This window comes from Ligilactobacillus ruminis ATCC 27782, from assembly GCF_000224985.1.
GTDB classification, from domain to species: domain Bacteria; phylum Bacillota; class Bacilli; order Lactobacillales; family Lactobacillaceae; genus Ligilactobacillus; species Ligilactobacillus ruminis.
Genome location: NC_015975.1, coordinates 621571 through 634609 on the forward strand (window position 1 = coordinate 621571; position 13039 = coordinate 634609).

Genomic DNA, 13039 nt, shown 5'->3' on the forward strand with positions numbered 1-13039 from the left:
CCAATAACCGTTATAATGTAAGCGGTATTTATGACGAGGTGAAACAAATGAATGAAATTTTTGAAAAAATGCACAATGGCGAACTGTATTTGCCAAACGACAGGGAATTGGCAAAACTCCAAATGGAATGTTTGGACAAGCTTTATGATTTTAACCGGACGCGGCCGACCGAAATGGCAAAACGAAGGGATGAAGGAAATGTTTGCCGAGATCGGCAAAGGGTGCTACATCGAACCGCCGTTTCATGCAAACTTCAGCGGACGTCACGTCCACTTTGGCAATCACGTTTATGCCAACTTCAACCTGACTGCGGTTGACGATACGCACATCTATGTCGGCGACCATACGATGATCGGGCCAAACGTCACGCTGGCATCTGCCGGACATCCCGTCTGGCCTGAGCTGCGCAAAAAAGGGTGCCAGTTCAACATGCCGATCCATATCGGCAAGAATTGTTGGCTCGGTGCCGGAACGGTCGTCGTTCCCGGGGTTTCGATCGGCGACAACACCGTTATCGGTGCCGGCAGCATCGTGACGAAGGACATTCCAGCAAACGTCGTGGCAGTCGGCAATCAGTGTCGCGTGATGCGCGAAATCGGCGAACGCGACAAAGAATATTATTACAAGGACAGGAAAATAGGTGACGCAAAATGACGATGAGAATCTTGGACTTTAAATTTATCCCTCTCACAGTAATTTTGAAGACGAACGCAAGAACAAAGTCGGGCGGATTAAAGACGACGAATTGTTTTTACTTGATTCTATTGAGTCGTGCATCAAGTTCAGATTGGAACAGACATCTTTAAAGAGACTGGGGAAAAGTCCCACATACGCAAAAACCCGGATCAGATATGCAATTGGTGCAGATCATCCGGGTTTTTAATTTTAGGCAGATTTTTTATTGATGTTAACTTTTTTGTTGTGGTACGGTTGACGTTATGAGGGGTGAAATTATGAAAATTTACGGAATTCAGCTTGATCAGCAGGGAAGATGCTTTCATTATCATTCAGAAGCAGACGTGGTCGCGCTGAGATGTCGTCAATGTCACAAATATTACGCCTGCTACAAATGTCATGACGAATCGGAAAATCACGATTTCAAGCCGGCAGATGCAAGCGACCCTGTACCGGTTCTTTGCGGAAACTGTATGAATCAGCTGACCAAAAATCAGTACGAACAAGGCTTTTGTTTCTATTGCCGGCATCGGTTCAATCCAGGGTGCAGTCTTCATCATGATATTTATTTTGAATAGCAGCATGTTTGATTTGAATTTAAAAATTGCACGTTTTTTTGGTTAACCATTATTGACATAATGGTTAACCAAGTTCATAATAGACACTGTTCCAAAACATAAGAGTGGGAGAGTTGATTTTTATGAAAGCAAAGGATATTACGCAGATTGCGCTGATGACTGCCGTCATCGTTATTTTGGGGATGTTTCCCGGAATTCCGCTCGGGTTCATCCCGGTTCCGATCGTTTTGCAAAACATGGGGGTCATGTTGGCGGGAGCATTGCTCGGACCTAAAAAAGGAACGATTTCAGTTGCGCTGTTTTTGATTTTGGTAGCCATCGGCATGCCGTTTATGAGCGGCGGAAACGGTGGAATTGCTTGCTTTATGTCGCCTTCTGCGGGTTACGTGATTGCATGGCTGTTTACGCCGCTTTTGATCGGTTGGGCTGAAAGCCGTTTTAATGCGGATCACAAGCCTGTCTTGGAATTTGCCTTTATCTGGCTTTTCGGCGTATTGTTCATTGACGGTGTCGGTGCCGTTTGGCTCGCCTTTGCAACGCACATTACGATTGGTCAAAGCCTGATTGCAAATCTTGCGTTCATTCCGGGCGACTCGATCAAGACGGTCGCAACGCTGCTCGTTGCTCAGGCATTGCTCAAAAACAAGACCGTTGCGGCACAATTGCAATAATTTTTAATTCGGAGCGCGGATGTTTCCGCGTTCTTTTTTATGGGCGCGCCAGGCTTTACTCTCATAAGTTTTGTAATATAATATTATTGTAGACAGTTTCTCTGTATAATATGAAAGGAAGAATGAATTTTAGTGACTGCTGCGTTTATTGGCACGTTGCTCGCTTTGATTGTTTACAATGCCTTTTTTAAGGGAAACAACAAAGATGACGGCGGTTGCTGCAGCGGGTGCGGATGCGTGATTTTGCTGCTGATTTTAGCCGCCATGTTGTAAAAAAGTTTTGGAAAATATTGGCCTCGTCGATTTGGCGAGGCCTTTTTGCTGTACGTCTGCTCAATCAATGCGTCAAGACTTGCTTGCGGGCAAAACGACGATTTCTGAGATTTGCCCGTAATCTGAGACCGCACTGCTTTGGCGAAGGTAACCGAGTAGAACATTTTTCCGATTTTGGAAAGTTTTGTTCTACTTTCGGAGTCGCGCGGACCGGATTTGAACAGTCGGGTAGACAAAAATCAGATATTTCTCCCGTTTTTTGTCTACTTTTGGGTCTGCGCGGACCGGATTTTAACAGTCGGGTAGACAAAAATCAGACATTTCTCCCGTTTTTTGTCTACTTTTGGGTCTGCGCAGGCCGGATTCGAACAGTCGGGTAGACAAAAATCAGACATTTCTCCCGTTTTTTGTCTACTTTCGGAGTCGCGCGGGCCGGATTCGAACAGTCGGGTAGACAAAAATCAGACTTACCCCTCTGTCTCTGTCCTCTTTTTGGACGTTTTGATACATGGAAATGAAAACAGACTTTTTTTGCTTATTCCCATCATATACAGGGAAATTGTCCTGTATACGCAAAAAAACGGATATTTGCAATTAATTGCAAATATCCGTTTTTTTGAAGTGCCCTATAATTGTTAGACAAAGTAGTCTAATGATTGTGGGGTATTTTTTATGGCAAAGTACAGTCCGGAACTGAAAGCGGAAATTATTAGTAAATATAATCAGGGAATGGCAACGAGTATCCAATTAGCTCGAGAATACAACCTCAATTCAAGGGTTGTTCGAAGCTGGATTCAAACATATCGACTTCAAGGTAAAATTCGTCATAGTAGAAATAAGAGAATATTTGACACTGATTTTAAACTGGCTGTGATAGACTATTATCAAACACATGAGGTAACCATAGCTGAAGTTGCTGCCAGGTTTGATCTGCTTCCAGGTCAAGTATCCCATTGGAGGACACTATTTAAAACGGGTGGTATAGAAGCTTTGCGTCCTCATCAAAGGGAAGGAAGCCCAAACAATGAAATCACCAAACACCCGGAAAGAACCAACATCATCAGAATTGAGCGAAAATGAGCGGCTGAAGGCTGAAATTATCAGCTAAAGAAAGAATGTATGATGCACGTCTAGACGCAGCCATATAAAAAAAGCGGCGGTCCTGTTTCTGGAACTCAAAGCACGACGGAAAACGATGATTCTTGACCAGATCAGGGCCGAACAGTTACAAATGCCTAAAGCTGAACGTTTCAGGCTTAATGACTTACTGTCTAAATTAGAGTTGAAACGGGCAACTTACTATGATGAACGTAAGCGCATCAGTAATAAGTTTGACAAGTATCATGAAGTTAAAAGGCAGATGATGATTATTGCGCAGAAGTATTCCATGAGAAATCGTTTCACTGCCGGTTATCGACGAATTCAAGTTGAATTGGAACGTCTGGGAATTCATCTGGCTGGTGATACCGTTCGGAGGCTAATGCGTGACCTGGACATTCAGGTAACCATCTACAACCGTCATCAAAATCGAAAGTATTCGTCCTATCGAGGTACCGTAGGTCATCTTGCTCCTAACCGGTTACATCAGAACTTTTGCGCGACAAAACCCTATCAGGTGTGCCATACAGATGTCAGTCAGGTCCGTCTGGCTAATCAAACCTGGGCTTACCTTTCGGTGATGACTGATGAGGCCAGTAAGGAAGTTCTGGCATGTCAGGTCAGCCTTCACCCGAATTCAGATTTAATTACAAGGACTGTGGATGAATTAATCAGGAATCTTCCTGATCATGCCTGCCCCTTGATTCATTCGGATCAGGGATGGCAGTATCAGTTGCCTTACTATACTCAAAGATTGGCTAACCATCACTTTGTTCAAAGTATGTCTCGTAAGGGACATTGTCTGGATAACGCACCAGTGGAAAGCTTTTTCCACATACTGAAAACTGAGTTGCTGGATGGGCTACCATTATTTGAAGACATTACTGCATTTCAAATGATGGTTCAAGACTACATCCATTTCTTTAATTACGAACGGGTTTCTTTAAAAACAAAAGGCATGACTCCGGTAGAATACCGAAATCATGCCATGACAGCTTAATTGTTTAATTTTGTCTAACTTTTTTATTGCACTTCATTTTTCAATTTGAGGCATGGTTTTTTCAAAGCCCCTACTTGTAGTATTCTGATAAATCATATGAACGATTGTCTGCTTCGTCATAAACGGAAACCGGATGGAGATTTTCGGCAGAGATTTGCAAATGATAACCATACGTGTCCAAAAAAACCAGCGAAGATTCATCCAGGCGTTCGATTTTGCCGGGCAGCTCATGCGAATCGATCAAAATATTCAGATCAACGGTGATTTCAAGCTTGTGGTGCTTTTGGCTGAGGTCATCGATGAAAAGCCACGTGCCGGCATAAATCAAGGGCAAAGCAGTCTGAAGCTTCTGGTTTGCTTTGCTTCGATCCTTTTTGTGCGGAATTTTGTTAAGAATCGATCGGCCAAATTTTTTGATCAATCCTCCGTGCTTCATTTGCGTAATCCTCCAATTCTCACCTGCGTTGATATTAATTATAATATACCACTAAATCAGTTCGGAATATAGCAATTTCATCGCAATGAAACGAAAAAGAAAAGTTGTAACAAAAATGGAAAAATTCCGTTTGAATAAAGCGCTTTCTATGGAGACAAGCGTTTCTTTTTGATAAAATATAAGCGTACGCGAAGGAGGAATTTCGATGATCAAACTTGGAATTATCGGAACGGGCTGGATCTCAGATCAATTTATCGAAGCCTGTGCCAAAACAGGAATGTATCAGCTGACGACCGTTTATTCGAGAACGCTTCAAAAAGCTGAGGAGTTTGGGAAAAAATATTTGGCTGACGGTGAGTATTTTGACGATTTGGAAAAATTTTTTGCCGAAGGAAGCTTTGACACGGTTTATATCGCATCACCGAACAGTCTTCATTTTGCGCAGTCCGTAATGGCAATCAATGCCGGCAAAAACGTCATCGTCGAAAAGCCGGCCTGCGCAAACCTCAAAGAAGAAAATCAGCTGCTTGATCTTTTGTCAAAAAGAAATGACGTTTATTATTTTGAAGCGGCACGTCACGTGCACGAGAAAAATTTTGAAATCGTCAAACAAGAAGTCGCAAAACTTGATCATTTTCAAGGAGCAACTCTGACCTATCAAAAGTATTCGTCGCGTTATGATGCTTTTCTTGAAGGAAAGGATCCGAACGTTTTTTCACCGCGGTTTGCCGGCGGAGCATTGCAGGATCTCGGCATCTATCTTGTCTATTGCGCCGTTTCCTGGTTCGGGATGCCGGATGATGCCAAGTACTTTCCGGTCAAACTGAGAAACGGGATCGACGGTTCGGGGATTGCTGTTTTAAAATATGGCAACGAAAATGTTGTTTTGAAGGTCGGCAAGACTTCCAATTCATATCTTCCGGGAGAAATTTACGGGTTAAAGGAAACGCTTTTGCTGTGCGGAAATGCGGCCGATTTGAATCAGGTCTTTTTGGTTGACGCAAAAGGCAGCAAAAAATTGCTCTCAAACACGCCGGATGAAAATCCGATGTTTGCGGAAGCTCTGGATTTTGCTAGAATATTAGAAGAAGATTCGCTTGAAGGCAAAATGACCGAACAAGCCTGGCTCGATCTTTCGGCCAAGGTTAATCAGGTCATGGAACTGCTGAAAAAAAGCGCCGACATCACATACGATTGAAAGAGAGAATATATGAACGACATATTTGAAAAACATTTTAAAGAACAAGGATTTACCGAACCGACGCTGATCCAAAAAGAAGTCTATCCGCTTCTTGCGCAGGGAAAAGACGTCTTGGGACTGTCGCCGACAGGCTCGGGCAAAACTTTGGCTTATGCGCTGCCTCTTTTGGAAAAAGTTTTGAAAGGCGACGGCCCGCAGCTTTTGATCATTGCGCCATCGCAGGAACTGGCGGCTCAGCTGGCGGACGTCATCAGGCCGTGGGGCAAGCTGTTGGAGCTTAAGACGGCGGCCATCATCGGCGGTGCCAATGTCAAGCGCCAGATTGAAAAATTGCGCAAGGATCGACCGGAAGTCATTGTCGGAACACCGGGGCGCCTGTTGAACCTTGCAGACGAAAAACGTCTCAAACTGCATAATCTGGAAGCAATCGTGATTGACGAAGCGGACGAAATGCTTGCGCAGGAAGAAACGCTGGCCGATTGCCGCAAACTTGTGAGCCGTGCCAAAGCAGACGTTCAGCTGGGCTTTTTCTCAGCCACGAAGACGCCCGTTTTGAACGAACTGCACAAGTGGTTTGGCATCGAACCGATCACGTGCGACGTCAGAAAGCAGGATCAAACGCGCGGTCACGTGACGCACTACATGGTCGAAGTCCCGCAGAGAAAACGCGTTGAAGCGCTGCGCAAGCTTGCAAACGTCAAGGATTTTTATGCGCTTGTTTTCTTTAAGCAAAATGCAGAGCTCAAAGATGCTTATGAGAAACTGATTCATGCGGGAGCCTCCGTTGCCAGACTGTCCAGCGAACAACGTCAGACGGAGCGCGAGAAAGCCTTGAACGGATTGAAGAAACGTCAAATCAGGCTCGTTTTGACGACGGACGTTGCTTGTCGCGGCCTGGATATTCAAAAGCTGCCCGCAGTCGTGAATTTTGACTTGCCAAAAGACGTCAACACTTATATTCACCGTATCGGAAGAACCGGACGAATGGGTGCTTCCGGCAGCGTCGTCAATCTTGGCAACGAGCACGATTTGCGCAAGTTTAAGCAGCTGATCAAAGACGAAACCTATGAAATCGAAACGGGCTATATTTTCAATCAGGAGCTGACAACCGAAAAAAACGTCGAAACGGTTCGTCCTCAAAAGCTGAAAAAATCTGTCAAAAAAACGGCGGAAAGGGTTGAAAAACAGCTTCCGACAGCCAAAAAGCACAAGAAAAAGCGCAAGCGCGATCAAAAAAACAAAGGCAAGCGAAAGGTTAAGAAAGCTTAATAAAAAAATCGTATTTTCTTAAGAGCTTGTTCACTATGATAACGTTTCTGCATGCGTTATAATTAATGTAGTCAAGTGGAAAGGTGGTCGCATTATCATGAAAGTTTCGACAACATTGAACGTTTCGGCGGAATATATGTTTTCTCGGTTGGTTGACAATGCCTTGTATGATATCAAGCAAGAGACCGGAAAATCAATCAGTGCGGATGAACTGGAGGGCGTGAGCTATAAAACTCACGTTGATAAGCGGACTCCTGCCAAGCTGCTGATTACGAAAATCGTCAAGAATCGCAGCTACCACTACAAACTTGAAAGCAAGGACGAAGTTTTAAATGCTGCCTATGAGCTGGTTGAACTGGCCAAGGACAAGGTTTGCGTGACGTATTCAGAAAGTCTCCTGGAAAAAAAGCCGCTTGCAAAATTCCGACTCAAAGTAGAAACAAAGTGCTTGGGATGGCTGAGAAGATACAATTTTGTCAAGCTTCTCAAAAATTTTGAGGTCGGATATTGAGTTAACGATTGACTTTACCGAAAAAATTATATTATACTAAAGAAGTTGCAGTTGACGGCAACTTCTTTAAATGCGCTCGTAGCTCAGCAGGATAGAGCAACCGCCTCCTAAGCGGTAGGTCATCGGTTCGATTCCGATCGAGCGCATCGCACAAGGACGGAACCTTGAACATTTCCGGGTAAAGAGGACTTTTGATGCGCATGAGGCTTTGAAAGTCCTCTTTTGCTTATAATGACTCCGTTCGATTCGTAAACTTGTAAGCTGAATTCCAAAAGGCAGGACGAACATGAAAGAAAATTATTATTATTCAAAAAATCCCGATGTCAAGCATGAAGAAAAAAACTTTGACTTCAGGCTTTTGGGGGTTGATTTTAAATTTGTGACGGACAACGGCGTTTTTTCAAAGAATACGATCGACTTTGGCTCGCGCGTTTTGATTGAGGCAGCGGGCAGCCTTGAGCTTGGCGACAAAATTTTGGACGTTGGTTGCGGATACGGACCGATCGGGCTTTCGCTTGCGAAGAAAAATCCCGACGCCATGGTCGAAATGGTCGACGTCAATGAGCTTGCGTTGGAACTTGCCAAAAAAAACGCAGCAAAAAACACAATTAAAAACGTTTCGATTCACGAATCAAGCATTTATGAAAATGTCGAAGAAACAAACTTCAGCACGATCGTGACGAATCCGCCGATCAGAGCCGGCAAAGAAGTCGTGCACGGCATCCTGCTTTCAGGAATCGATCATCTTAAAGAAGGCGGCATGATTTTGGCCGTCCTGCAGAAAAAGCAAGGTGCTCCTTCCGCCATGAAGAAAATGGAAGAAACTTACGGAAATTGTGAAACGATTGCAAAAGAAAAAGGCTATTACGTCTTAAAAAGCGTGAAGGAATAAGCTATGACCGAAGAAGAAAAAATTGCTTTTATGAAAGAAGCGTTAAAGGAAGCAAAATCTGCTTATGAAGCAGGCGAGGTTCCAATCGGCTGCGTGATTGTCTCTGGCGGACGAATCATCGGGCGCGGTCACAACAGAAGAGAAGAGCTTCAGGATGCGACCGAGCATGCTGAAATGATTGCAATCAGGGAAGCCAATCGAACGCTTGGAAGTTTTCGCCTGGAAAACTGTGCGTTGTTCGTGACGCTTGAACCGTGTCCAATGTGTACCGGTGCAATCATCAATGCGCGAATTCCGGAAGTCTTTTACGGAGCTCCTGATGAAAAGGCCGGGACCTGCGGAACTTTGATGAATCTTCTTGGAGATGAGCGGTTCAATCATCGGGCAAGTATCGAAAAAGGATGCCTTAGAAATGAGTGCGGCAAGCTTTTGAGCGACTTTTTTGCTTCGCTTCGTATTCGTTGAAAATGCAGAGCTCCGATGCCTGGGATTTGAGAATGAGTTGCTTCTCTGCATTTTTTAAATTAATATTTTCTAATTTTTATGCTAAGGACTGGAAATTATCGTAAATTTCATGTATCATAGTATTTGCCGCAAGGCCTTGGGGCAATGTTGTCCTTACGAAGCGTGTCAGGTCCGGAAGGAAGCAGCACTAAGTTTGGTTCGGCATGTGCTCCTTGTTATGATGAGATTTAGACTCGGTCCTTTGCGGGATCGAGATTTTTTATTATAAAGAGAAAGGAAGCACTTCGATGAGCTATCAGGCATTGTATCGTGTTTGGAGACCGCAGACCTTTGAAGACCTTGTCGGTCAGGACATGATTACCAAAACATTGAAAAATGCGTTGGCAACGAAACAGACGACGCATGCGTATTTGTTTGCGGGGCCAAGAGGAACCGGCAAGACTTCTTGTGCCAAGCTGTTCGCAAAGGCTTTGAACTGTCCGAATCAGGTCAACGGCGACCCGTGCAACGAATGCGAAATCTGCAAGGCGATTACTGCCGGACGTTTGAACGATGTGATTGAAATCGATGCTGCTTCCAATAATGGCGTTGAAGAAATCAGAGACATCAGAGACAAGGTCAAGTATGCGCCGACGCAAGCCGATTATAAAGTCTATATTATTGACGAAGTTCATATGCTGTCGACGAGCGCATTCAATGCTTTGCTCAAGACTTTGGAAGAGCCGCCGGCAAACGTGGTCTTTATTTTGGCAACGACCGATCCGCACAAAATTCCGGCGACGATTATCTCAAGAACGCAACGGTTTGATTTTAAGCGAATCACGTCTGGTGCGATTCTTGAGCGCATGGAATACATTTTAAAGCAAAAGCAGTTTGAATATGATGAAAAAGCGCTGAACGTGATTGCGCGCGCGGCAGAAGGCGGGATGCGCGATGCGCTCAGTATTTTGGATCAGGTGTTGTCGTTTGGCGACAACGAGGTGACGTTGGACAATGCCCTGCTTGTGACAGGGAGCGTGACGCGCGAAAATCTGATCAAGTATCTGAATCAGGTTCAAAACCATGAAACGGTTGCTGGACTGCAAACGATTCATGCGATTCTTGACGAAGGAAAAGATGCCAAGCGCCTGCTTGAAGATCTGATCAATTGCTGTCGCGATCTGCTGCTATATAAGCAGGCACCGGAGATGCTTGAACAAACAGGTTCGGTCATGATTGACGACGAGTTTAAAGACATGGCTGAAAAAAGCAATCCGGAAACGCTTTACCGATATATCGATACGCTAAACGAGCAGCAGGAAAACATGCGCTACTCGATGCATCAGTCCGTCTATCTTGAAGTCTTGACGGTCAAGCTCGCAAAGATTGACGGAAAAGAACGTAAAACAAGCGTTCAATCATTGCAGACGTCACCTGAAACTTTGAATGAGCTGAATGATCTGCAAAGACAGATCAAGGAGTTAAAAGACCAGGTCAAAAATCTCTTAGGCAAATCCGATCGTGGATTTTCCGGTGAAAAAACGTCAAGGCCCGCTAAAAAAGCCGTTCAGCATTATGAAATCAAGATTGACGTCGCAAGCATCTATCGGATTCTCGGCAGTGCAACCAAGATCGACAAGAATCGTTTCTCTGACTGCATGAACGACATTTTGAGCACTCTTAACGTTTCTTCCAAAGCAATGTTTAAGATGTGCGAAATCGAAGCGGCAGGACCTGAAGGAATTATTTTGAGTTTTAACAATGAATTCATCTGCGGTCGCATTATCAACGAAGAAAGAGTGCGCGACGAATTCGAAAACAGCGTCGGTCGCATCTATGGTGACGCTAAAAAAATCGTGTACGTTCCAAAGAATCGCTGGCTGAATATCAGACAGGAATATATCAAACAGATGCGATCGGGGACGATTCCAAAGGATGCGGCAGAAATTCCGTCAGACCAAACAAAAGAGCATGAAGATGACATCGTTCAAGAGGCGGAAGATATTTTTGGCAAAGATTTGATTGAAATCAAAGAAGATTGAAAGGATGATTTATTATGATGCGTGGAATGAACATGCAGGGAATGATGAAGCAGATGCAAAAGCTTCAAAAGAATATGCAAAAGGATCAGGAAGAACTGCAAAAAACGGTTTTTGAAGGTCATGCGCCAGATGATGCCGTTGTCGTAAAATTTACGGGCGACCATAAGATGCAGGATATTGAAATCAAAGAAGAAGCAGTTGATCCTGATGACGTCGACATGCTGCAGGATCTTGTGATTGCTGCAGTCAACGATGCGATCAAAAAGATCGAGCAGGAAACGCAGCGCACGATGGGCAAGTATTCTCGCAACATTCCTGGACTTTAAAGATAAGGGGACTTGGATCAGATGCAATATCCTGAACCGATTGCCAAATTGATCGACAGCTATATGCGTCTTCCCGGAATCGGTGAGAAGACGGCGGTCCGCTTGGCATTCTTTACGATCGACATGGATAAAGAAGACGTTTCGGAATTTTCGAAGGCTTTGGTTTCAGCTAAAAGCGATCTGCACTATTGCAGTTTGTGCGGAAACATTACCGAAAGCGATCCGTGCGTAATCTGCGCTGACAAGACGCGCGACCAGCAGCAGGTAATCGTCGTCGAGCAGGTAAAAGACGTGATGGCTTTCGAAAAATTGCGTGATTACCACGGGCTTTACCATGTTTTACACGGAGTTCTTTCTCCAAGCGAAGGAATCGGACCTGAAGACATCAACGTCAAGGGGCTGATTCGAAGACTTCAGGCCAATCCTGAAATCAAAGAGGTTATTTTGGCGACGAATGCCACCCCTGAAGGAGAGGCAACGGCGATGTACATCTCTCGTTTGATCAAGCCGGCCGGAATCAAAACAACTCGACTTGCACACGGTTTGGCAGTCGGAAGCGATATCGAATACGCAGATGAAATGACGCTGTTCAAAGCAGTCGAAGGGCGTCAGGAAATCTGAGACAGAGGTGATTTTCATGTTTGGAAGAAAGCGACATATCCTTCGTAGCACATATGATGAATTTTTACTGGATGCAATCGATGATGCAAAAATGATCTGGGATCATGCGCGTCAGACCGAAGAAGCCGTTTATGATGCCGATGATGAATTGACGGCCGAAACGAAGCTTGCGCGCGCAAAATATGAATTTTTATATCGTGAAGCCAAGCTGAGAAAAGTTCACGGACGCATGCAATCTTCAGTATTCGGCAAATGAGGCAGTCAGGAGAAATCCTGGCTTTTTTATTTCGGGGAAATACAGTAAAATAGTAGTTAAAGAGAAATGAGGTCAAAAAATTGAGTGGAATGTTTATCACGTTCGAAGGAACTGACGGTTCCGGAAAGACGAGCGTAATCAAGGCGATTGTCAAGGAACTTGAAAAGAATGGGAAAACAGAATATGTTCTGACCAGAGAACCCGGCGGAAACAGAATTTCCGAAGCAATCAGAAACGTCATTTTGGATGAGCGTTTTGTTGAGATGGATGAGCGAACCGAAGCTTTGCTTTATGCAGCGGCCAGAAGACAGCATATCGTTGAAACGATCAATCCGGCGCTTTCAGCCGGCAAGCTGGTTTTATGCGACCGATTCGTTGACAGCTCAATTGTTTATCAAGGAGCCGGGCGTTCCATCGGCACTGATAGGATAGCCGAGATGAATCGTTTTGCAACGGACGGACTGACGCCGGATTTGACGATTTTCTTAGACATTGAGCCAGAGCTTGGACTTGAAAGAATCAGACGAAACAGACAAGACGAGGTAAACCGCTTGGATCACGAAAAGATGTCGTTTTATCGGACGGTTCATGATGCATACTTGGAATTGGCAACCAAAGATTCAAAGCGAATTGTCGAAGTAGATGCTTCTCAACCGCTTGAAGCCGTGATTTTTGAAGTGCGTGAAATTTTGAAAAAGCGCGCATCGGAGTTTTTTGCCTGACGTAAGAGTTCGGAAAAGACAGGG

The 13039-nt window shown here is 44.5% G+C and carries 16 protein-coding genes, 1 tRNA gene, 1 other RNA gene and 1 pseudogene; 18 read left to right on the forward strand and 1 reads right to left on the reverse strand.

Annotation, left to right across the window (positions count from 1 at the left end; translation table 11 throughout):
• Positions 1–47 precede the first annotated feature (47 nt).
• From LRC_RS03080 to LRC_RS03100, 6 genes and pseudogenes are all read left to right on the forward strand, one after another.
• Positions 48–654: pseudogene (locus tag LRC_RS03080) on the forward strand (sugar O-acetyltransferase).
• A 22-nt stretch (positions 655–676) separates the two neighbouring features.
• A complete protein-coding gene (locus LRC_RS12255; protein WP_220093930.1) occupies positions 677–883 on the forward strand; it encodes a phospho-sugar glycosidase domain-containing protein in 207 nt (68 codons plus the stop codon).
• A gap of 70 nt (positions 884–953) precedes the next feature.
• Complete coding sequence (locus LRC_RS03085) at positions 954–1253, forward strand: CHY zinc finger protein (RefSeq protein WP_041819898.1); 300 nt, start codon at positions 954–956, stop codon at positions 1251–1253.
• A 122-nt stretch (positions 1254–1375) separates the two neighbouring features.
• On the forward strand, positions 1376–1924 hold the full coding sequence (locus tag LRC_RS03090; RefSeq protein ID WP_014073110.1) for a biotin transporter BioY: 549 nt from the start codon (positions 1376–1378) through the stop codon (positions 1922–1924).
• Positions 1925–2869: 945 nt separating this feature from the next.
• Positions 2870–3277 carry a helix-turn-helix domain-containing protein gene (locus LRC_RS03095; protein WP_014073112.1) on the forward strand — a complete coding sequence of 136 codons (408 nt, stop codon included), beginning with the start codon at positions 2870–2872 and terminating at the stop codon, positions 3275–3277.
• Between the two features lie 115 nt (positions 3278–3392).
• Positions 3393–4295, forward strand: coding sequence for an IS3 family transposase (locus LRC_RS03100; RefSeq protein WP_014072808.1), 903 nt, complete (start codon positions 3393–3395; stop codon positions 4293–4295).
• Positions 4296–4365: 70 nt separating this feature from the next.
• On the opposite strand, the gene LRC_RS03105 is transcribed toward LRC_RS03100, so the two are convergent.
• Entirely contained in the window at positions 4366–4731 is a 366-nt protein-coding gene (locus tag LRC_RS03105; RefSeq protein ID WP_014073113.1) for a DUF4828 domain-containing protein, read from the reverse strand.
• A 205-nt stretch (positions 4732–4936) separates the two neighbouring features.
• Between LRC_RS03105 and LRC_RS03110 the strand changes: the two genes are divergently transcribed.
• The 12 genes from LRC_RS03110 (at position 4937) to tmk (ending at position 13015) form a co-directional block, all read left to right on the forward strand.
• Positions 4937–5929, forward strand: coding sequence for a Gfo/Idh/MocA family protein (locus LRC_RS03110; protein WP_014073114.1), 993 nt, complete (start codon positions 4937–4939; stop codon positions 5927–5929).
• Between the two features lie 12 nt (positions 5930–5941).
• Complete coding sequence (locus LRC_RS03115) at positions 5942–7201, forward strand: DEAD/DEAH box helicase (protein WP_014073115.1); 1260 nt, start codon at positions 5942–5944, stop codon at positions 7199–7201.
• Positions 7202–7298: 97 nt separating this feature from the next.
• A complete protein-coding gene (locus tag LRC_RS03120) occupies positions 7299–7712 on the forward strand; it encodes a DUF3284 domain-containing protein (protein ID WP_014073116.1) in 414 nt (137 codons plus the stop codon).
• A gap of 72 nt (positions 7713–7784) precedes the next feature.
• Positions 7785–7858: transfer RNA gene (locus LRC_RS03125), tRNA-Arg, on the forward strand.
• A gap of 140 nt (positions 7859–7998) precedes the next feature.
• Complete coding sequence (locus LRC_RS03130; protein WP_014073117.1) at positions 7999–8604, forward strand: class I SAM-dependent methyltransferase; 606 nt, start codon at positions 7999–8001, stop codon at positions 8602–8604.
• Positions 8605–8607: 3 nt separating this feature from the next.
• On the forward strand, positions 8608–9069 hold the full coding sequence (gene tadA, locus LRC_RS03135) for a tRNA adenosine(34) deaminase TadA (RefSeq protein WP_014073118.1): 462 nt from the start codon (positions 8608–8610) through the stop codon (positions 9067–9069).
• A 133-nt stretch (positions 9070–9202) separates the two neighbouring features.
• An RNA gene (ffs, locus tag LRC_RS10480) (signal recognition particle sRNA small type) lies at positions 9203–9289 on the forward strand.
• Between the two features lie 67 nt (positions 9290–9356).
• Positions 9357–11090, forward strand: a complete 1734-nt coding sequence (gene dnaX / locus LRC_RS03140) for a DNA polymerase III subunit gamma/tau (RefSeq protein ID WP_014073119.1) — start codon at positions 9357–9359, stop codon at positions 11088–11090.
• An 11-nt stretch (positions 11091–11101) separates the two neighbouring features.
• Positions 11102–11416 carry a YbaB/EbfC family nucleoid-associated protein gene (locus LRC_RS03145; protein WP_143454959.1) on the forward strand — a complete coding sequence of 105 codons (315 nt, stop codon included), beginning with the start codon at positions 11102–11104 and terminating at the stop codon, positions 11414–11416.
• Positions 11417–11437: 21 nt separating this feature from the next.
• On the forward strand, positions 11438–12037 hold the full coding sequence (recR, locus tag LRC_RS03150; protein ID WP_014073121.1) for a recombination mediator RecR: 600 nt from the start codon (positions 11438–11440) through the stop codon (positions 12035–12037).
• 16 nt (positions 12038–12053) lie between these two features.
• Complete coding sequence (locus LRC_RS03155) at positions 12054–12293, forward strand: YaaL family protein (protein WP_014073122.1); 240 nt, start codon at positions 12054–12056, stop codon at positions 12291–12293.
• Between the two features lie 89 nt (positions 12294–12382).
• Positions 12383–13015: a dTMP kinase gene (gene tmk, locus LRC_RS03160; protein ID WP_014073123.1), complete on the forward strand. Its 633-nt coding sequence runs from the start codon at positions 12383–12385 to the stop codon at positions 13013–13015.
• Positions 13016–13039 lie beyond the last annotated feature (24 nt).

Excerpts from the sequence above, each read along its gene's own strand:
- tmk (WP_014073123.1), top strand. The coding sequence starts at position 12,383 with ATGTTTATCACGTTCGAAGGAACTGACGGTTCCGGAAAGACGAGCGTA.
- LRC_RS03085 (WP_041819898.1), top strand. The coding sequence starts at position 954 with ATGAAAATTTACGGAATTCAGCTTGATCAGCAGGGAAGATGCTTTCAT.
- tadA (WP_014073118.1), top strand. The coding sequence starts at position 8,608 with ATGACCGAAGAAGAAAAAATTGCTTTTATGAAAGAAGCGTTAAAGGAA.
- LRC_RS03110 (WP_014073114.1), top strand. The coding sequence starts at position 4,937 with ATGATCAAACTTGGAATTATCGGAACGGGCTGGATCTCAGATCAATTT.
- LRC_RS03155 (WP_014073122.1), top strand. The coding sequence starts at position 12,054 with ATGTTTGGAAGAAAGCGACATATCCTTCGTAGCACATATGATGAATTT.
- LRC_RS03095 (WP_014073112.1), top strand. The coding sequence starts at position 2,870 with ATGGCAAAGTACAGTCCGGAACTGAAAGCGGAAATTATTAGTAAATAT.
- LRC_RS03100 (WP_014072808.1), top strand. The coding sequence starts at position 3,393 with ATGATTCTTGACCAGATCAGGGCCGAACAGTTACAAATGCCTAAAGCT.
- recR (WP_014073121.1), top strand. The coding sequence starts at position 11,438 with ATGCAATATCCTGAACCGATTGCCAAATTGATCGACAGCTATATGCGT.
- LRC_RS03115 (WP_014073115.1), top strand. The coding sequence starts at position 5,942 with ATGAACGACATATTTGAAAAACATTTTAAAGAACAAGGATTTACCGAA.
- LRC_RS03130 (WP_014073117.1), top strand. The coding sequence starts at position 7,999 with ATGAAAGAAAATTATTATTATTCAAAAAATCCCGATGTCAAGCATGAA.
- LRC_RS03090 (WP_014073110.1), top strand. The coding sequence starts at position 1,376 with ATGAAAGCAAAGGATATTACGCAGATTGCGCTGATGACTGCCGTCATC.
- LRC_RS03105 (WP_014073113.1), bottom strand. The coding sequence starts at position 4,731 with ATGAAGCACGGAGGATTGATCAAAAAATTTGGCCGATCGATTCTTAAC.
- LRC_RS03120 (WP_014073116.1), top strand. The coding sequence starts at position 7,299 with ATGAAAGTTTCGACAACATTGAACGTTTCGGCGGAATATATGTTTTCT.
- dnaX (WP_014073119.1), top strand. The coding sequence starts at position 9,357 with ATGAGCTATCAGGCATTGTATCGTGTTTGGAGACCGCAGACCTTTGAA.